17 protein-coding genes are annotated in these 18578 nt (G+C 72.7%); 10 read left to right on the top strand and 7 right to left on the bottom strand.

Annotated features, from left to right (window positions below; all coding sequences use genetic code 11):
• The first annotated feature begins 544 nt into the window (after positions 1-544).
• The 7 genes from amrS to ACFVTF_RS10850 all read left to right on the top strand — a co-directional run bounded on the left by amrS (position 545) and on the right by ACFVTF_RS10850 (position 8185).
• Positions 545-1981, top strand: a complete 1437-nt coding sequence (gene amrS, locus ACFVTF_RS10880; RefSeq protein WP_387811945.1) for an AmmeMemoRadiSam system radical SAM enzyme — start codon at positions 545-547, stop codon at positions 1979-1981.
• Positions 1982-2016: 35 nt separating this feature from the next.
• Positions 2017-3522, top strand: coding sequence for a radical SAM protein (locus tag ACFVTF_RS10875; protein WP_387811942.1), 1506 nt, complete (start codon positions 2017-2019; stop codon positions 3520-3522).
• Positions 3523-3586: 64 nt separating this feature from the next.
• Positions 3587-4885: a coproporphyrinogen-III oxidase family protein gene (locus ACFVTF_RS10870; RefSeq protein WP_380339643.1), complete on the top strand. Its 1299-nt coding sequence runs from the start codon at positions 3587-3589 to the stop codon at positions 4883-4885.
• Between the two features lie 168 nt (positions 4886-5053).
• Positions 5054-5686, top strand: coding sequence for a LysE/ArgO family amino acid transporter (locus tag ACFVTF_RS10865; protein WP_387811939.1), 633 nt, complete (start codon positions 5054-5056; stop codon positions 5684-5686).
• A 181-nt stretch (positions 5687-5867) separates the two neighbouring features.
• Positions 5868-6548, top strand: coding sequence for a YitT family protein (locus ACFVTF_RS10860; protein ID WP_387811937.1), 681 nt, complete (start codon positions 5868-5870; stop codon positions 6546-6548).
• 175 nt (positions 6549-6723) lie between these two features.
• Positions 6724-6960, top strand: coding sequence for a hypothetical protein (locus ACFVTF_RS10855; RefSeq protein WP_350880803.1), 237 nt, complete (start codon positions 6724-6726; stop codon positions 6958-6960).
• A 37-nt stretch (positions 6961-6997) separates the two neighbouring features.
• Positions 6998-8185, top strand: coding sequence for an SPFH domain-containing protein (locus tag ACFVTF_RS10850; RefSeq protein WP_387811935.1), 1188 nt, complete (start codon positions 6998-7000; stop codon positions 8183-8185).
• Between the two features lie 28 nt (positions 8186-8213).
• On the opposite strand, the gene ACFVTF_RS10845 is transcribed toward ACFVTF_RS10850, so the two are convergent.
• Complete coding sequence (locus ACFVTF_RS10845) at positions 8214-8876, bottom strand: TetR/AcrR family transcriptional regulator (RefSeq protein WP_387811932.1); 663 nt, start codon at positions 8874-8876, stop codon at positions 8214-8216.
• A 92-nt stretch (positions 8877-8968) separates the two neighbouring features.
• Here ACFVTF_RS10845 and ACFVTF_RS10840 point away from each other — a divergent pair, with 92 nt between their 5' ends.
• A complete protein-coding gene (locus ACFVTF_RS10840) occupies positions 8969-9382 on the top strand; it encodes a cupin domain-containing protein (RefSeq protein WP_387811929.1) in 414 nt (137 codons plus the stop codon).
• A gap of 37 nt (positions 9383-9419) precedes the next feature.
• On the opposite strand, the gene ACFVTF_RS10835 is transcribed toward ACFVTF_RS10840, so the two are convergent.
• The 4 genes from ACFVTF_RS10835 to ACFVTF_RS10820 all read right to left on the bottom strand — a co-directional run bounded on the left by ACFVTF_RS10835 (position 9420) and on the right by ACFVTF_RS10820 (position 15101).
• The gene (locus ACFVTF_RS10835) at positions 9420-11216 is read right to left on the bottom strand and encodes an ABC transporter ATP-binding protein (protein ID WP_387811926.1); all 1797 of its coding nucleotides are present in this window, start codon (positions 11214-11216) and stop codon (positions 9420-9422) included.
• A complete protein-coding gene (locus tag ACFVTF_RS10830) occupies positions 11213-13027 on the bottom strand; it encodes an ABC transporter transmembrane domain-containing protein (RefSeq protein WP_387811923.1) in 1815 nt (604 codons plus the stop codon). The genes ACFVTF_RS10835 and ACFVTF_RS10830 overlap by 4 nt, the downstream gene beginning before the upstream one ends.
• 196 nt (positions 13028-13223) lie before the next feature.
• A complete protein-coding gene (locus tag ACFVTF_RS10825) occupies positions 13224-13961 on the bottom strand; it encodes a class I SAM-dependent methyltransferase (RefSeq protein ID WP_387811920.1) in 738 nt (245 codons plus the stop codon).
• 336 nt (positions 13962-14297) lie between these two features.
• On the bottom strand, positions 14298-15101 hold the full coding sequence (locus ACFVTF_RS10820) for an alpha/beta fold hydrolase (protein ID WP_387811917.1): 804 nt from the start codon (positions 15099-15101) through the stop codon (positions 14298-14300).
• Between the two features lie 279 nt (positions 15102-15380).
• Here ACFVTF_RS10820 and ACFVTF_RS10815 point away from each other — a divergent pair, with 279 nt between their 5' ends.
• A complete protein-coding gene (locus ACFVTF_RS10815; RefSeq protein ID WP_387811914.1) occupies positions 15381-16193 on the top strand; it encodes a helix-turn-helix domain-containing protein in 813 nt (270 codons plus the stop codon).
• A 7-nt stretch (positions 16194-16200) separates the two neighbouring features.
• Here the strand turns inward: ACFVTF_RS10815 and ACFVTF_RS10810 are convergent, their stop codons facing one another.
• Positions 16201-16557, bottom strand: coding sequence for a hypothetical protein (locus ACFVTF_RS10810; protein WP_387811912.1), 357 nt, complete (start codon positions 16555-16557; stop codon positions 16201-16203).
• A gap of 204 nt (positions 16558-16761) precedes the next feature.
• Between ACFVTF_RS10810 and ACFVTF_RS10805 the strand changes: the two genes are divergently transcribed.
• Positions 16762-17334 (top strand): RICIN domain-containing protein, encoded by a 573-nt coding sequence (locus ACFVTF_RS10805; protein ID WP_387811910.1) that lies wholly within the window; start codon positions 16762-16764, stop codon positions 17332-17334.
• A gap of 81 nt (positions 17335-17415) precedes the next feature.
• Here ACFVTF_RS10805 and ACFVTF_RS10800 read toward each other — a convergent pair whose 3' ends face one another.
• A complete protein-coding gene (locus ACFVTF_RS10800) occupies positions 17416-18507 on the bottom strand; it encodes an LLM class flavin-dependent oxidoreductase (protein WP_387811907.1) in 1092 nt (363 codons plus the stop codon).
• Between the last annotated feature and the right edge of the window lie 71 nt (positions 18508-18578).

Raw genomic sequence — 18578 nt, 5'->3', positions numbered from 1 at the left:
TCGCGGTGTTGGCCGGATCGGGCGGCACGCGGACTTCTTGACAGGCGGGAGCCCGTACGCCGAAGCTCATCGCAGTTGGCGAATTTCTCACCGAACTCCCGCTCCGCTTCGGCCTCTTCACGAGGCGTTTTTCTCAGCAGTGGCTTCGTCATGAGGGAAAGTGAGATCCGCTTGACGTTCGTGACCGCGGAAACCCGCGCGGAACCGGCCCGCCCGGTGAAAGCGAGACACCGGGACAGCGGCGTTCCGGGCCACGGGCGGATGTACGGGCGGGCCGATGTCGAATTCCACACCACAGTGCGGGAATTCGGTTCTCCCGACCGCGCCGCCCCGGCGCGCCCCGTCCCGGCGTGCCCCGCGCACCTGACCGCACCTCCTCCGGCGACGGCCTGATCCGGAGGGCCCCGCCCGGTGCGGACGACCGCGCCGGGCCGCCCGCCCCTGCCCGTCCGGCCCGGTCCGTCCGGGACCGGCCCGTCACCGCCGCTGCCGCACCACCGCCTCCGTACCACCGTGTCCGTACCACCGCACGGAAGGAACAGCCATGTCGCAGAACACCTGGGACAAGGAACCACGCCCCGCCAGGCTGGAGGAACGCCTGGACGACGGCGTGGTCCGATGTCATCTCAGCCCCCGGAACTGCCGGATCCGCCCCGGCCAGCACGGATTCTGCATGGTCCGGGCCAACCGGGACGGCCGCCTGGTGACCCTGAACTACGGGCGCTCGGTCCACGCCACCGAGGAGACCATCGAGACCGAGGCGGTGTTCCACTACGCGCCCGGCGCCCGGATCCTCTCGATGGGGAACGTCGGCTGCATGCTCAACTGCGACTACTGCCACAACTGGAAGACGTCGCAGGCGCGCCACGTGGAGGACAAGGACGTCTACCACTACACGCCCGAGGAGGTCGTGGACATCGCCGTCCGGCACGGCGTGAAGGTGATCTCCTGGACCTACAACGACCCGGTGGTGTGGCACGAGTTCGTGGTGGAGACGGCCGCCCTCGCCAAGGCGGCGGGAATCGTCAACCTCTACAAGTCCGCGTTCTTCATCAGCGGCGAGGCGATCGAGGAGCTGATCCCGGTGATCGACATCTTCTCGGTGTCGATCAAGTCCCTGGACCCGAAGTACTACCGGAAGATCACCAAGGGCTGGCTGGAACCGGTCCTGGAGGGCACCGAGCAGGTGTTCCGGGCCGGGAAGCACGTCGAGGTCTCCACGCTGATGGTCACCGACCTCAGCGACGACGAGGCGACCGCCCGGGACATGGCGAGGTTCGTCGGCGAGCGGCTCAGCCCCGACGTGCCCACGCACTTCGTGCGCTTCCACCCGGACTACAAGATGACCAACACCATCCGCACCCCCGTCGACCGGCTGGAGCGGGCCCGCAAGGTCGCCATGGACATGGGGCTCAACCACGTCTACCTGGGGAACGTGTACGACACGGAGTCGACCAACACCTGGTGCCACCGGTGCGGGCAGCTCCAGATCACCCGCTACGGCCTGAACGCCGACCTGGTCGGCCTGGACGCGGCCGGCGCCTGCGTCGGCTGCGGCGCCCGCTCGCCGATCGTCCTGCTGCCCGACGCCCGCCCGCGCGCCCGGGTGCCGCAACCCCCCGCCGCCGAGGGCCTGGACCTGGCCCGCTTCGACTGGCACGGCGACGTCCGCGCCCTGCACGTCCAGGTGCGCAACACCTCCGCCGCGCCGGTGCGGGCCTACCACCGCCGCTACGGCGACCCGGCCGCGGACCAGGGCTGGCAGGTCATCGACCTGGCCCCGCAGGAGAGCTTCCGGTACATCGCGGCCAAGAGCACGGCGGGCGAGGTCGGCGTCCAGGTGGCCGTACCGCCGCAGTGCACCTCCAGCCTCCACCAGGTCTTCGACCGCGCGCACTTCCCGACCGTGGAGGCCTCCGCCGGAACGCTGAACGAGGACGTCTCGCCGCTGCCGCTCTTCCAGCCCCGCGCCAGGTCATGACCGGGCCCGCGAGCACGACGGAGCAGGCGGGACCGATGCGGCACGGGACCGACTACCGCGTCCTGCCGTTCAGCGACGAGCTGTCGGCCGTCCTCATCACCGGGAGCCACCGGCTGCTGCTGGCCCCGGCGGACACCGCCGAGCGGCTGGCCTCCGGCGTCGACCACCTGCGGGTGGACGAGCGGCGGGCCTGGGAGCGGCTGCAGGCCGGCGCCGCCACCGGCCGGGAGGCCAACCGCATCCGGCTCCGCGAGAGCGCGCTGTCCGACGGCGCCGACTTCGCGGTCAACGTCAACCTGACGAACGTGTGCAACCTCGCCTGCACGTACTGCTTCGCCGAGGGCGGGGACTACGGCCGGATCACCGAGGCGATGGGCGAGCACTCGATCGCCTGGATCTTCGACTTCATCCACCGCTACGCCGCGCCCGGGCAGCGGGTCCGCTTCGAGTTCTTCGGCGGGGAGCCGCTGGCGAACTTCACGGTGATCCGCAAGATCTGCGAGCGCGCCCGCGACCTCACCGGGCGCTCGGGCACCGAGTTCGTCCACCGGATCTCGACCAACCTCACCCTGATGCCCCAGGGCGTCGAGGAGCTGTTCCGCGACCACCGGTTCATCGTCTCGGTCTCGATCGACGGCGGCCGCGAGGTCCAGGACGCCAACCGCCCGTCCAAGAACGGGAAGGGCTCCTACGACCGGATCATCCGCAACCTGTTCCGGCTGCGCGAGGCGTGCGGCGACGACGTCACGCTGGTGGCCCGGATGACCATCGCGACGGCGCGGCCCAGCCTCACGGAGAGCGTGCTCGACCTGTGGGGGCTCGACCTCTTCGACTACTTCCAGATCTATCCGGGCGTCTACCCGGTGGAGCAGGGCACGACGGTGCCGATCGCCCTCACGCTGGGGGACCGGAAGCTGTCCGAGCCGAAGGGCATCCAGTACATCAACCACTTCCTCCAGCCCGGCATCGTGGAGCAGTTCAAGGACTTCCTGGTCCACTACCCGCGGCTGTTCGCCCCCGACAACCGGTTCAAGGGCGTGCTGGAGTACGAGCGCGCCGTGCAGATGGTGACCGAGGGCGCGGCGGCGCTGGCGTTCTGCTCGGGCGGGCGGACGTACTACACGCACTCCCCGGACGGCAGCGTCAGCCCCTGCCACCGCCTGGTCGGCGACCAGGGCTTCGACGTGGGCACCGGGGCCGAGGGCCTCACCCGGGACCACCCCGAGTGGCGGCGCACCGTCGACGAGCACCGGGTGTGCGGGTCCTGCTGGGCCCGCTACCTGTGCGGCGGGGGCTGCCGGCAGGAGAACCACGTGGCCTCGGGCGACGTGAACGTCCTCAACACCGAGTCCTGCCAGTACCAGTTGATGCTCGCGGAGGAGGTCGTCAAGATGCTGGCCCGCTCCGCCGCCGACTACCGCGAGCGGTCGCGGGCGCGCTACGACGACCTCTTCGTCTCGTGCGGGCGCCCGGTGGTCCCCAACGACCGGCCGCCCCTCGACGCGGCCGCCGACGTCCGCCCGTTCCAGGTCCTCTGCTGACGGCCTCCGCCCCCGGACCCGTCCACCACCACGCCAGGCCGGCCCCGACGAAGGAGCGACAGCAGTGGCCGAGAAGATCATCCGACGGAACATCCACACGTACCCGTTCAAGTACCGGCACCACGAGTACGACGAGTACTTCCGCCCCGAGAACGCGGTGCTCTACCTGCACGTCCCGTTCTGCATCACCAAGTGCGGATTCTGCGACTACACCGTCTACATCAACCGGAACGAGCAGCACTTCGCCCAGTACGTCGACGTGCTCGAACGCGAGATCCGCGCCTTCGCCGCCAATCGGGCCTTCCCCGCGTTCCGGGTCGACGCGGTGTATTTCGGCGGCGGGACGCCCGGCATCCTCACCGGCGACCAGACGGCCCGGCTGCTGGACGCCTGCCGGGAATCGTTCGAATTCAACGAGGGCGCGGAGATCGGCCTGGAATTCGACCCCTCGACGGTCGACGAGGCCAAGATCGCGCGCATGCGGGAGGCCGGATTCACCCGGCTCAGCGTCGGCGTCCAGGCATTCGACGACCGGCTGCTGGAGATCTGCAACCGCTCGCACGACCTCGCCACCGCCGAACGCGCCTTCCGCACCGTCGTCGACGGCGGTTTCACGCACACCAACATCGACCTGATCTTCCCGCTGCCCGGCCAGTCCGTGGACGACTGGAAGCGCAGCGTCGACCGGGCCATCGAACTCGAACCGGCCTGCATCACGGCCTACGGCCTGGAGATCTGGCCCAAGACGGCGTTCCACTCGCTCATCACGTCCGGGAAGATGGCGCTCCCCTCGGCGCAGGACGAGCGCCGGATGTACGAGTACGCCATCGACGCGCTGGAGGCGGCGGGCTTCGCCCGGCGCAGCTCGACGGGGTACTACCACCCCGACCGCTGCGCCGACTACTCGCGCTTCCTGGAGTACTACTGGCGGACCTGGCCGATGATCGGATTCGGCGTCTCGTCGAAGAGCGTGATCCACGACCGGCTGTTCGTCAACGTCAAGCCGCTCAAGAAGTACTACGAGATGGTCGGAAGCGGTCAAATTCCGCTGGATTTCGCCACGTACCTCACCAAGGAACAGGAAATGCGCCGCGTCATGATCCGCGGCCTCAAGATGTGCGAGGTCAACCGGCCGGACTTCCACGACCGGTTCGGCGTCACCATGGAGGCCGTCTTCGGGGCGGAGATCGAGCAGCTCATCGACAAGGGCTGGCTGGAGGAACGGGGCACGGACGTGTATGCGCTGACCAGGCTCGGTCAGTTGTTGTCGACCAATGTGTACGAGCTGTTCTACGCGCCGGAAGATCTCAGTCCCGCCGAAGGGGATGAGGTACGGTTCGGCATATCGGAGCTCGTCGAGTGACCTGATCGGCGGGTGTTGTGACGAGGGGCAGAGCGAATTGTCGCGCACGTGCTCGCACCAGGCCTTCCGCCGGGCCTTGAGCCGGGACTTCCACCGGGGCTTTCGCCGGGACCTTCACCGGGGCTTTCATCGGACCGGAATGATCGCGGTGACCTGCGGGGGAGCGCGGTGAACATCCTCCCCGCATGGTTCGCCGGGCTCAGCCTCGGCTTCCTGGTCGCCCTGCCCCTCGGCCCCATCGGCCTGCTGTGCGTGCGCAGCGTCCTGCGCGACGGCTTCCCGACCGGCTGGGCGATCGGCCTGGGCGCGGCCCTGGTGGACATCACCTACGCCGGCCTGGGCCTCGCCGGGGTCGGCAGGCTGCTGGACGTCCCCGCGCTGCGTACGGCCCTGGGGCTGGCCGGGGCCGCCGTGCTGGTGTACATCGGCGCGCGCTCGCTGCGCTCCGCCTTCCGGGTCCAGGCGGCCACCGAGGACGAGCGCAACCCCGAAGTGGTCCGCCCGCTGGCGGCGTTCCGTACGGCGCTGGCGGCCACCGCCTCCAACCCGGCGACGATCGGCTACTGGGCCGCCGCCTTCGCCGCGGCCACGGCGGCGAACGTCACCGGGACGCTGCCCGCCTCGGTGTCCATGCTGGTCGGCGTCGGCTGCGGCACGCTCCTGTGGTTCACCCTGCTGAGCACGGGCGTCGTGGTGTTCCGCCGGCGCTTCAGCGCCCGGCTGCTGAAGGGCGTCGACCTGGTCGCCGGGATCGGGGTCATCCTCTTCGGCGGCTTCCTGGCCTACCAGTCGCTCGCCTGAACCGGCCGCGGTGACGGCGTCGGGCGGCGGCTGACCGCGGCCCTTCGTCGAACTTCCTTCTGTGCGACGGGAGTTCGGTGGCGGGCCCCGGCTTCCGAACAGCCCGGTGTCCGCGCCGCTGCCCGCCTCCGCGCCTCTGGGGACGGCAACGGGCCGGACGCCCGTCCCCCTGGAGGAACCCATGGCGTCCCACCGTCCCCCTGACGTCGATCCGAACGGAAAGCCCTGGCGGCTGGGCGAGTTACTGCCCAGGGCGCTGGTGTACCTGGCCGGCTGCGTGGTCTTCTCGACCGGCGCCCACTTCTTCATCCAGTCCGATCTGGGCACCGACCCGCTGGACGTCTTCTCGCTGGGCGTGCTCAAGCACCTGCCGCTCACCATCGGCCTGTGCCAGGCGGCCGTCGCGGTGGTGTGCATCGGGGCGTGGGCGGCGTGGAACCGCAAGCGCCCGGTGGTCTCGCCCTTCGTGACCTTCTTCCTGTGCGGCAGCCTGATCGACCTCTTCCAATGGCTGCGGCCGGCCGCCTGGTTGGGGCTGAGCAGCTACCCGCTGATGCTGCTCGGCGCGCTGCTGTGCTCCTACGCCTCGGCGCTGATCATCATGAGCGGCTTCGGCATCCGGGCCATCGACCTGCTGGCGATCACCATCCGGCACCGCTGGACCTGGCCGTTCTGGTGCGCGAAGGGGCTGATCGAAGGGGTGCTTCTGCTCTGCGGCTGGCTGCTGGGGGGCCCGGTGGGCATCGGCACGGTGGCCTTCCTGGTCTTCGTGGACCTGCTCATCGAGCCCTTCGTCCGGTTCAACCGGCGCTTCCTCGACATCCCGGACCACGGCTTCGCGGTCGCCCTGGCCGTGCCCTGACCGGGGGCGGTCCGGCCCGCTCCGGCGGCGGTCCGGCCCCCTTCGGCGGCGGTTCGGTCCGCTCCGGCGACGGCCGGTGGCGGACCGGTTGCCGGAGTACCGTGGAAGGGGTCGAGGCACCGCCGCCGTCGGCGGTTGCCGCAGGTGTGGTGCGACGCGGGAACCGGAGGCGCCGGTGGCGCGAGAGAGCATGCCCGCGGTCGACGACTCCCGGCAGAGCCCGGTCGGAGCCGTCGGCAAGGTGACGGTGCCCATTCCGGCGGGCGGCCCGGGCGAGGTCCTGGTCGCCCTCCGGGGCGGTTCGGAGGTGTTCGCGGCCTGGTGCTCGGAGCCGGTCGGCCGGGACGTCCGGGTGGTCGTGGTGGACGCGATCTCGGCCCGCTCGGTGATCGTCGAGCTGTTGCCGCCCTAGTCGCGGTTTCGGATCCCAGCTGGTCAGGTGGTCGGTCATGTTCTTCTGGCACGTTCCCGCACCCAACGAGGCGATGCTCATCTCCGGGTCCAAGCACCAGGCCCAGGACACCCAGTTCCGCATCGTCACCGGGCACGGCAGCCTCGTCCTGCCGGTCAAGCAGAAGGTCCGCATGCTGTCCCTGGCCCTGCGGGAGGCGGAGATCGCCGAGGACTGCGTGACCCAGCAGGGGATCCGGCTCACCGTGCGCGCGGTCTGCGTGTTCAAGGTCGGCGACGACGCCGTGTCGATCGCCAACGCGGCCCGCCGCTTCCTCTCGGAACAGGACCAGATGGAGGAGCTCGTCGGCCGGATCTTCGCCGGCCACCTGCGCTCGATCATCGGCGGGCTGACCGTCGAGCAGATCATCCGGGAGCGCAGCCGGGTCGCCCAGGAGGTGATGGCGGGCAGCCACGGCGAGATGGAGAAGCTCGGCATCGTGGTCGACGCGCTGCAGATCCAGGAGATCGAGGACTCGACCGGGTACATCGACAACCTGGCCGCGCCGCACGCGGCGGCGGTCGCCAGCCAGGCCCGGATCGCCCAGGCCAAGGCGGACCAGGAGGCCACCGAGCGGGAGCAGCAGGCGGCCGCGCTGAAGGCCGAGTACGAGCGCGACACCGCGATCAAACGGGCCGGGTTCCTCGCCGAGACCGAGCAGTCCAGGGCCCGGGCCGCCCAGGCCGGGCCGCTCGCCGAGGCCCGGGCCTCCCAGGACGTCATCGAGGAGCAGACCGCGCTCGCCCAGCGCCGCGCCGCGCTGGCCGCCCAGCAACTGGAGGCCGACGTGCGGCGCCCGGCGGACGCCGAGGCCTACCGGCAGCGGACGCTGGCCGAGGCCGCGCGCGACCGGGTGAAGTTCGAGGCGGACGGCAGTGCCTACAGCGAGCGGGCGCTCGCCCAGGCGCAGGCGGACGCCAACACCGCCCGGGCCGACTCCCTGCGCGGCGGAAACCAGGAGCTGATCGCGGCCAACCGGATCGTGGAGAACCTGCCGGCCCTCGCCGACGCGGCGGCCCGGGGCATGTCCGGAGCCGAACTCACCGTCCTCAACGGCAGCGATGGGGTCAACCAGATGGCGGCGGGCATCGTCAGCCAGGGCCTCGCCATCCTGCACTCGCTCCAGCACTCGACCGGCCCGTTCGGCGACGGCAAGTCCAAGCCCCGCTTCCCGGAACGTGCTTGAGGCACGCCGGGGCCTGCGGGCCGAGGCGTCAACGGGCGGCGACGAGGCCGTCGACCAGGGCGCGGAGGCCGTTCAGGTAGGTGTCGTCGGTGGTCAGCGCGGCCCAGTGGTCCGCGACCTGGGCGAGGCGGGGGAGTTCGTCCGGGTCGAGGTCGGCGAACACCTGCTCCCGGTAGGTGGCGCGCTCGTCGTCCGCGCGCCGCCGGGCCGCCGCCGCCCGGACCACCAGCTCGCCGGCGGTGTAGTACCAGATCGTGCGGTACCCCTGTACGGCGCGTTCCGGTGTGAGGCCGCACGCGGTGAGGCCGTCGACGATCTGCTCGACGAACCACAGGGCGGCCGCGGACATCAGGTCGTCGGCGGTCAGCACCTCGACGATCCAGGGGCAGCCGGCCAGCGCCTCGTGGATCGCGGCGGCGGACCCGACGACGCGGTCGCGCGGGTCGGCGGGCAGCTCGGGCCGGCGCAGTGTCCGCGCCGCGTAGTCGTCCAGCAGCAGGACGAGCAGTTCCTCCTTGTCGCGCACGTGGTGGTAGAGCGCCATCGGCGTACTGCCGACCTCGGAGGCGAGGCGGCGCATGGTCAGCCGGCCGACGCCCTCCTCGGTCACGATCCGGCGGGCCGCCTCGACGACCTGCTCACGGGAGATGCGGGGCGGTCGGCCCGAGGTCCTGCGGGGTGCGGTCGGCATGGGCCCATCATTCCCCAGGGGTCGACAGCGGTGGCCGTCCGGGGTTAGTTTTCTTACGCGTATAGAAATTGCTGACCGGAAGGAACACCGCCATGACGCCCACCGCCGTCGACCTGTTCGCCTCGGCCCTGCACTTCCACCCCGACGGCGAAGTCCGAGCCGCCGAGCGGAAGATGGCCGGCGGCGCGCCGGGCACCTGGCACCTCGGCGCCTTCCACGTGGAGACCGACGCCGACGTCCACGCCGACCACTGGGAGATGCACCCGGAGGCCGACGAGGCGGTGTGCTGCCTCACCGGCGGCGCGCGGCTCTACCTCCGCCCCGCGGGCGGGGACGGCGACGGCGCGGGGGGCGGCGTCGACGAGATGGTGCCGCTGCCCGCCGGCAGCGCCGTGGTCGTCCCCCGCGGCCGCTGGCACCGCCTCGAACTGGACGGCCCCAGCGACCTGATGTCGCTCACCCTGCGCCACGGCACCCGGCTCGAAAAGCGCACCGACACCCCCTGACCGCGGGCGCGGCCCGGTGGCACCGCTGCCGGGCCGGTCAGGACTCCCCGCTCCACGACCGCCAGAGCTCCGCGTACCGCCCGCCGGCGGCGACCAGCTCGTCGTGGGTGCCCAGCTCGACGATGCGGCCCGCCTCCATCACGGCGACCCGGTCCGCGTCGTGCGCGGTCTGGAGCCGGTGGGCGATGGAGATGACCGTGCGGTCGGAGCGCACGGCCGCCATCGCCCGCTCCGCCTGCCGGGCCGTGGTCGGGTCGAGCAGGGAGGTCGCCTCGTCCAGGATCAGGGTGTGCGGATCGGCCAGCTGGACCCGGGCCAGGGTGAGCTGCTGGGCCTGCGCGGCGCCGAGTTCGGTCCCGCCGGCGCCCAGCAGCGAGTCCAGCCCGTCCGGCAGGTCGTGCACCCAGTCCGCCTCCACCAGGGCGAGCGCGGCCAGGACCGCCGCGTCCTCGGCGTCCGGGGCGGCCAGCGTCATGTTCTCCCGGAGCGTGCCCATGAAGACGTGGTGCTGCTGGGTGATGAGGACGACGCGGTTGCCCAGCTCGCCCGCCGCGGCGAGGTCCGCGACCGGCACGCCGCCGACCAGGATCCGCCCCGCGTCCGGGGCGTCGACGCCGGCGAGCAGCTTGCCGAGGGTCGACTTGCCGGCGCCGGACGGGCCGACCACGGCCAGCCGCTCGCCCGGCCGGACGACCAGGTCGACGTCCGTCAGCACGTCGTGCGAGCCGGTGTAGGCGTACCGCACGCCGACGGCCTCGATCCGGTCGTCGGCGGGGCGCAGGCCGGTGGCCGGAGGCTCCTGCGACACCAGGCCGACGCCCTTGATGCGGGCGAACGAGGCACCGCTGCTCTGCAGTTGCTCGACCCAGTTGAGCGCCCGGTCCAGCGGGTCGACGAGCTGCCACATGTAGAGGCCGCCCGCCACCACCGCGCCCAGCGTCACCGAGCCGTGGAGGTAGCCGAAGCCGCCCACCAGCAGGACGAGGGCCGTCGGCAGCGCGTGCGCGAACTCGGTGACCGGGAACAGCACGGTCCGCAGGAACAGGGTGCGCACCCGGGCCCGGTAGGCGGTGTCGACGGCCCGGTCGACCACGCCGTCCTGGCGCGCCCCGACCCCGTACGCCTCGATGGTCCGGGCGCCGTGGGCGGTGGAGTCGAGGACCTCGGTGACCCCGCCCGCCGCGGCCCCCTCGGCGAGGTAGGCCTCCCGGGCCCGGGACAGGTACCAGCGGCTCACCGCCCAGACGATCGGCAGGCCCACCAGGGCGCAGAGCCCGATCAGCGGGTCGAGCAGGAACGTCGCGGTGAGGATGACCAGCACCTGGACGACGGCGATGAAGACGTCCGGGGCCGCGTTGCGCAGGGTGGCGGCCACGGTGCCCACGTCCAGCGAGGAGCGGGTCACCAGGTCGCCGGCGCCGACCCGTTCCGCGTACCGCCCGGGCAGCGCGAGCGTCCGCTCGACGACCTCCTCGCGGAGCCGGGCCAGGGCGCGTTCGCCGAACCGGTGGGAGAGGTAGCGGGCGTGGCGGGTGAGCACCAGCTGGGCGAGGGCGAACCCCAGGACCGCCGCGGCGAAGCCGTCCACCTGGCCGACCGTCAGCTCGCCGTTCTCGACCCGGGTGACGATGCGGCCCAGCAGCCACGGCCCGGCGACGCCCGCGAGGGCGGCGAGGCAGGTGAGGGCGACGATCGCGCCCATCGCCCGGCCGTCGTCCGCCAGCAGGCGCCAACTGGCCCGGCGTGCCGTCGCGGCGTCGGCGACCGGGAGGCGGTGGGGGACGTGGCGGTCGTCGGGGGCGGCGGGGGCGGCGGGGCCGCTGGGGGTGCTCATCGGGCCGGTCCTTCCTCGGTGTCCGCGGCGACGCTCTGCGGGCGGCCGTCGGTCGCGGTGCCCGCCGGGCGGTCGTCGGTGCTGCCGCGGAACACCAGCGCCGCGTAGCCGGGGTCACGCGCGAGCAGCTCGCCGTGGGTGCCGGTGGCCCGGACCTTGCCGTCCACCAGGTGGACCACCTCGTCGGCGCGGCCGAGCACCAGGGGGGAGGTGCTGACGACCAGGGTGGTCCGGCCGCCGCGCACGGCGCCGATCCGGGCCGCCACGGCCGCCTCGGTGAGCGCGTCCAGCGCCGAGGTGGGTTCGACCAGCAGCAGCACCTCGGGGTCGGCCAGCAGCGCGCGGGCCAGCCGCAGCCGCTGGCGCTGCCCGCCCGAGACGTTGCCGGCGCGGTCGTCGAGCGGCGCGTCCAGGCCGCCCGGCAGGGCGTCGACGATGTCCTCGGCCGCGGCGGCGTGCAGGGCGCGGCGCAGCTCCTCCTCGGTGCGGTCGCCGCGGATCGACACCGCGGAGCGGAGCGTGCCGCCGAACACGTACGCGTCGTCGTCCGACACCAGGACGTGGCGCCGCAGTTCGGCGGGCACCCAGTCGGACAGCCTGGTGTCGCCCCAGGCGGCGTCCGAGTCGGTGTAGCCGCCCAGCCGCTCGACGACGGCCCGGGCCTCCTCGGGCCGGGCGGCGGCCAGCGCGGTGAGCCGCCCGGGCCGCAGCAGCAGGCCGGAGTCGGGGTCGCTCAGCACCGCCGGAGCCGGCGGAGGGTCCGTCAGTGTCCGGCTGCGCGTCGGATCCGGCCGCAGCGCCAGGATGTCGGTGACCCGGCGGGCGGAGACCAGCCCGCGCGGCAGGTCGTCCGCGCCCTCGACGAAGGCGGAGACGGGCACCAGCAGGGCCGCCACGTAGCCGTAGACGGAGACCAGTTCACCGACGGTGATCGAACCGGCGGCCGCCATCCGGGCGCTGAGCCAGGTCACCACGGCCAGGAAGACCACCGGCAGGCAGGCGCCGAGCGCCTGCACCCAACTGGTGAACGAGGCCACCCGGTAGCCGAGCGGGACGAGGGCCTGCGAGCGCTCCCGGTAGCGTCGGGCGAACATCGGCTTGCCGCCGATGCCGTTCAGCACGCCCAGCCCGGCGACCAGGTCGCCGGCCAGGGCCGTCAGCGCCCCCTGCTGCTCGCGGTAGCTCCCCTCGGCGCCGTGCAGCTTCCCCAGCAAGGGGCCGACGGTGAGGGCCAGCAGCGGCACCCCGAGGAGGATCACCACCGCGAGCAGGACGGAGATCCGGACCAGCAGGACGGCGGTGGCGAGGTAGGCGACGACCGCGCCGACGCCGGGCCCGGTGATGGTCAGCGTCTGCGCGATCCGGCCGATGTCGCCGGCTTGGAGGTGGGTCAGCTCGCCGGCCGACACCTGGCGCGGCAGCGTCGTCCCCAGCCGGTTGACGTGCCGGGTGATGACCTGGACGGTGCGGTACGCGGCGTCCACCCGGATGAAGGTCATGGTGCGGTGCCGCAGGATCCCGAGGACGGCGATGAGCGCGCCGACCGCGAGGACGGCCGACACCCAGAAGACCAGCGCGCCGCCGTCGCGGGCCCGGAGCCCCTCGTCGATCGCCCTGGACATCAGGTAGGGCGGCAGCATCAGGGCGCACATCCACAGGCTGCCCCAGGTCGCGCCGAGCAGTACGCGGCCGCGCTGCCTGCGCACCAGCCACCAGAGGAAGCGCAGCGGACTCCGGTGGTCCGGCACCCCGGGATCGCGGTGGGGGACCCGGCGCGCACCCGCGGGCAGGACCGGTCCGGCGCCGGTCATCCCGCCTGCTCCCTGGCGGGCCTCAGAGCCGTGAACTGGTCCAGGATCCGGTGATGTCTCATTCCCGGAGTCTGGCAGACCACCCCGCAACGGAACTGACGCACCCCCAGGTCGGGCGGGCGGGGCCCGGCTCGCCCACTGCGTGGGGCTGACCGGGGGTGGCCGGGAGGCGGTCCTGACGGCCGCCCCCACCGGATCACCGCTGCGGTGCGCCGTCCGGGCCCACCACCAGCCAGTGGGACGGGAGGTCGATCCGGCTGCCGTCGGGCGCGAACTCGGTGAGGAACAGCGGCAGTTCACCGGAGGCGAGGACGGTGAGCCCGGCGGTGCGGAACAGCTCGCCGAAGGCCGAGTCGACGACCTCGGCGGGGGCGAGGCCGTGCTCGAAGACGGGGCGCAGCTTCGGGGGAGGGCCCTGCGGGCTCTGGGCGAGGCCGGCCAGGACGGCCTTCGCCGACGCGGACAGCTCGACGACGAACGCCCGGCCGCGATCCCCGACCAGGGTGGCGATGGCGTCGGCGACCGGCTGGCGGTCGGCCGGTTCGCACTGGTGGATCAGGGCGCGGACGTACACGTTGGCGTCGCCGAGACGGGCGTGCAGCTCCCGGATACCCGGCCCGTCGGTGGCGTCGAGCCGGGCGAACTCGGGCCGCCCGTCCGGCTGCCGGGCGCGGGCGAGCTCCACGGCGGCGGCGGACAGGTCGACCCCGAGGACGCGGCCGAAGCGTTCGGCGAGGAAGCGGGTCTGGGTGCCGTTGCCGCAGCCGACGTCGACGAGGGGCAGCGCCGGGTCGGCGAGGTAGGGGGCGAACAGCGCGAGGTGCACGCTCGCGGTGAGCGCCGGCTCCGCGTCCCAGATCACCGCGCCGGCCTCCGCCGGTGCGTCGCGCCAGAAGCCCTCCCAGGCGTTCAGGTACCGACTCGACACGGGCATGGCGGAGAACCTCCCAGCTGGTGAAGCACGGTGTCGGGATCGTCCCCGGACGGCGAGCGGCGCGTGGAGGCGCGCGGGGAATACCCGCGAAGGCCTGTGCCCCCCTCGGCTTTCCCCGACCCCCGAGCTGCGCGCAGCTCCGCCCGACCGGACGGCCGATGACGGTCAGTCACGCTAACGGCCCCGGCGGGCGGGGCCGGCCGGGAGTCACCCGAACGCGGTAATTCCGGGGGAAGTTCGCCCGAACGGCCGCCCCGCCGTGCGAGCGCGTCGCCGCGACCCCGCCAGGTCTGGCCGGGTCGGGCCGGGTCGGGGTGGGCCGGGTCGGTGCGGGGCTCAGCCGGTCACGCCCGTGGGGGTGGCGGCGAGGCCGCGGACCGTGTCGGCGATGGCGTGGAAGTCCTTGCGCAGGATCTTGGAGTGGTTGCTCGCGACCTTGGTGCTGACCCGGATGTTCGGGTTGCGGGCGAGCACCGGGTCGAGGTTGGCGCGGATCTGTTCCATCAGCTTCGCCTCGCCGCCCAGGTTGCCGCCCGTGGCGACCACGTACCGGACCGGTGCGGTCACCCGGTCGAAGACCGGGTCGAGGGCGGCGGGCGCGCAGAGCTCGTTGATTTCGAGGTTGATCTCGGCGTGCTGCTCGGCGCTCATCCGTGCGGCCATGCCGAGCCGGCGGGCGATCGGGAACAGTGGGCTCAGCCGGCGGAACAGCTTGCGGACCTGCTCCCGGGTCGCGTCGTCGAGCCATTCGTGCGGGAACGCGCCGTCCACGGACACCGCCCCGAGGACGCGGTCCGGGTGCCGGGCGGCCCAGTGCACCGCGAGCATCGCGCCGTAGGACCAGCCCACCAGGATCGGCCGGTCCACGCCCCTCGCGGTGAGGACGGCGTCGACGTCGCGCAGGCACGCTTCGAACGAGTAGTCCGCCGAGCGCTTCGACCGGCCACGGGCGCGCTCGTCGAAGGTGATGTGCCGGTAGTCGTCGCCGAGGTCGGCGATGACGCGCCGCCAGTGCGACTGGTCCGCGTAGGAGCCGTTGAGGTAGACCACGGGACGGCCGGGCCCGCCGGTGTCGGTCACGGCCAGGGCGGTGTCGTCGACGGCGACCATGCCGGTCCAGGCGGGCTGCTCGATGGTCATGGGGTGCCTTCTTCCGGTGCGGGGTGGGTGCGGGGGTGGCGGGCTGCCGTGGGCCGCTCTGCTGCGGCTCGTTATTTCTGACGATGGAAACGCTACGTTGCCTTCACGGATAGTGGCAACTGGTTCGTTGCTCGTAATCAGCATCAGTGCAGGTGAAGGCGCGATTATCGTTGCAGTGGCTTTGAATTTAACGCAACGTCAGTCGCCGCGTTCGTTGCACTGGAATGAGGGTGAACGCTATGGTGAGGGCATTCAGGGAAGCGTGAAGGGAGAATCGCGGTGCCGGGAGGCAGGCTCACTCAGCAGGAACGCCAGCAGATCGCGCTGGGGATGGCCGACGGCCTCGCCTACGCGGAGATCGCCAGGCGTCTCGACCGCCCCACCTCGACGGTCACGCGCGAGGTGACGCGCAACGGAGGCCCCACCGCCTACCGTGCCGACCTGGCCCACCGCGCCACCGAACGCCGCCGCGCCCAGCGGCGCGGGCCGGCCGCGCCCCGGGGGTCGGAGGCGCCGCCGCAGGCCCACGGGCGCGATGCCGAGGCCGTGCGCGAGTACCAGGAGACGTACACCACCGTCCTGATGGCCTCCGGCATGCCCAAGATGACGGCCCGGGTGCTGGCCTGTCTCACCCTCACCGACAGCGGCAGCCTCACCGCGTCCGAGCTCGCCCAGCGCCTCCAGGTCAGCCCGCCGTCGATCTCCAAGGCGATCGCGTTCCTCGACGGCCAGGGCCTCGTCCGCCGGGAGCGCGACGAGCGCCGCCGCGAGCGCTACGTCGTCGACGACGACGTCTGGTACCAGTCGATGATGGCCAGCGCCCGCGCCACCGCCCACCTCGTCGAGGTCGCGCGGCAGGGCGTCGGCGTCCTCGGCCCGCAGACCCCGGCCGCCACCCGCCTGGAGAACATCGCCCGCTTCGTCGACTTCGTCTCCGAGAGCATCGTCCGTGCGGCGGAGCAGGCCCGCGACATTCTCCACACGAAGCCGGAGGCTGCCCCGGTCGGATCGGTCGGATCGGTCGGATCGGTCGGATCGGTCGGATCGGTCGGATCGGTCGGATCGGAGGCTCCTCGTCCGGACCGCGGATAGCCGGCGGTCACCGGCAGACCGCGCGGTAGGCGCGGCGCCAGGGGCCCGGGTCCGCGCCGAGGGCCTGGACGATGTCGGAGAGCAGTTCGACGTCCAGGCGCTGGCGCCCGCTGCGGAAGCAGTCGTAGACGGTGATCCGCCCGGGTGTGCGTTCCCCGGCCGGGACGCCGCGGGCTGCCCGGACGGAGCTGATCCGCCGGACGATGGTCGAGTAGGAGGGACTGCCGGCCTCCTGCCTGAGCAGGGTGAGGGACTCGGCGAGCGCGTCCAGGGAATGTGAACGGGCCAGCGTCGCGGCGGAGTTGACCTCGACCGCCCGACAGGAGCACGGGGCCGCCGTGGTGCGTATAGGTGACCAGGTCAACGCTCTGTCCTCCCCCCGCCGGGCCTGGGTGAACAGCCTCTTCGCGCCGGGGGTTTCCTGTCAACTGAGGTGAATCAAATGGCGAAATCCATACACTCCCGTTTGTTCGGGATCGTTCGGAAAGCTGCCCAGGCCCTCAACCCCGCTGCCAGGATGACCGCATTCCGCAGTGACACGACGTCAGAGAGGGAGGTGTCGGACCTCATGAAGTCCGCCCGAAAGATCGTCTCAGCCCTGGCACTCGCGATCGGCCTGAGCGTCTCGTTGCCCGTCGCCGCCGCGCAGGCCGACCCCGCCAATCCGCAGCCCTACGCCTACGGTTACCTCGCCGCGCTCGCCCGCCCGGCCAGCGGCGGCCCCAACGGCACCTACTACTGCATGGACGAGTACCGGCAGACCAACGGCGACGGCCGGCCGGTCGTCCTGCGGCCGTGCGACGGCTCCTGGAACCAGTTCTGGTTCGTCTCGGAGGACGGTCTCATCCACAGCACGAACGACGGCCGCTGTCTGTCGGGTCACGTCCCGAGCGGCCCGTCCGACGGCCCGGGCGCCACGGCGGTGGGGTGCAACGGGGGTGACCCGAAGCAGCGTTGGACGTTCGGCACCGACCGCGGTGTGTGCAACGCCGTCGGTGCCTGCCTGACCTACGTCGGCAACCAGGGCCCGCGGAACTCCTACGGCCTCTGGACGCTGGGGCGGAACGCGAGCATGGGGCAGACCCAGGAGTTCGACTGGCACCACTCCGACAGCGACCGTCCGATCAACCCCAACATCTAGACATCTGGGCCCTGTCCGGGGACCGGCGTGGCCGGGGTCGAGGCGGTGATCGCCTCGGCCCCGGCCGAACGGGGGCGCCGGTCACCAGGCGCGGCGGTCGGCGGGGGTGCCCAGGCCGGTGCGGAGGTGGCGGACGAGGCTGCGGCGCAGCTCGCGGTCCTGGTCGGTCTCGACGGGGAGGTCGAGCTGGACGATGTCCACGCCGGCCGAGCGGAGCAGGCCGATGCGGGCGGCGACGGTGGCGGGGGAGCCGGCGTAGGCGGCGGTGAGCGAGCGGCGGATGTAGGCGGCCACCTGCTCGTCGCCCCGGGACGGGTCGGAGCGGCCGCGCTCGCGGTCGCGGTCGAGCTGGACCGCCTCCGTCCAGGGCCCGCCGCCGCCGGAGGTGAGGCGCAGGGCGTCGCGGCGCAGCCGGCGGACGCGGTCGCGGGCCGCCTCGTCGGTGTCGGCGAGGACGACGGTGACGTGCCGCCAGATCCGCAGGCTCCGGCCGTGCGCGGCGGCGGCGGTGCGGACCTGGGCGATCCGCCGCCGGGTGTCCGGCAGCGGCAGCGGGCTGACGGCGTAGACCTCCGCGTAGCGGGCCGCCAGGTCGAGGCCCTGCGGTGACGAGCCGCCGAAGGAGAGCAGCTCGCCGCCGGGTCTGGGGTGCAGGCCGGGCCGGGCGGCGGACACGGTGTAGAACTCGCCCTTGTGGTCGATGTCCTGGTCGGCGGCGAGGTAGCGGGTGAACAGGTCGAGGTACTCGTCGGCCCTGCGGTAGCGCTCCTGCTTGTCCAGGAGGTCGCCGTCGCGGGCCGTGTCGTGGTCGCTGGAGCCGATGATGACGTGGGCCGCCGCCCGCCCGCCGGAGAGGCGGTCCAGGGTCGCGAGGGAGCGGGCGGCGACGGTCGGCGCGGTGGTGCCGACCCGGTGGGCGACCGCGATGCGCAGCCGTGTGGTGGCGGCCAGGGCCCAGGAGGCCACCAGCCACGGGTCGGGCCACGAGCTGGACTGCACCACCAGGGCGCTGTCCAGCCCGTCCTCCTCGTTCTCCCGCGCGGTGCGGGCGACGTACGCGGGGTCGGCGGTGCGGTCGCGGCCGTCGGGGGCCCAGCGCAGGGCCTGGCGTTCCTGCGCGGTGTGGCCGGGCACGGGTGCGGCGCGGACCCCGCCGCGGATTTCGAGTGGCACGGCTCTCCTCCGGTCGTGAGCGTCGTGAGCGTCGTGGGGGAAGGGGACGGGGACGGGACGGGTGGGGCGCG

It is taken from the genome of Kitasatospora sp. NPDC057940 (genome assembly GCF_042887425.1).
GTDB lineage: Bacteria > Actinomycetota > Actinomycetes > Streptomycetales > Streptomycetaceae > Kitasatospora.
Note: the sequence above shows the minus strand (reverse complement) of the source record. Positions and strands in the feature narration are given on the sequence as shown.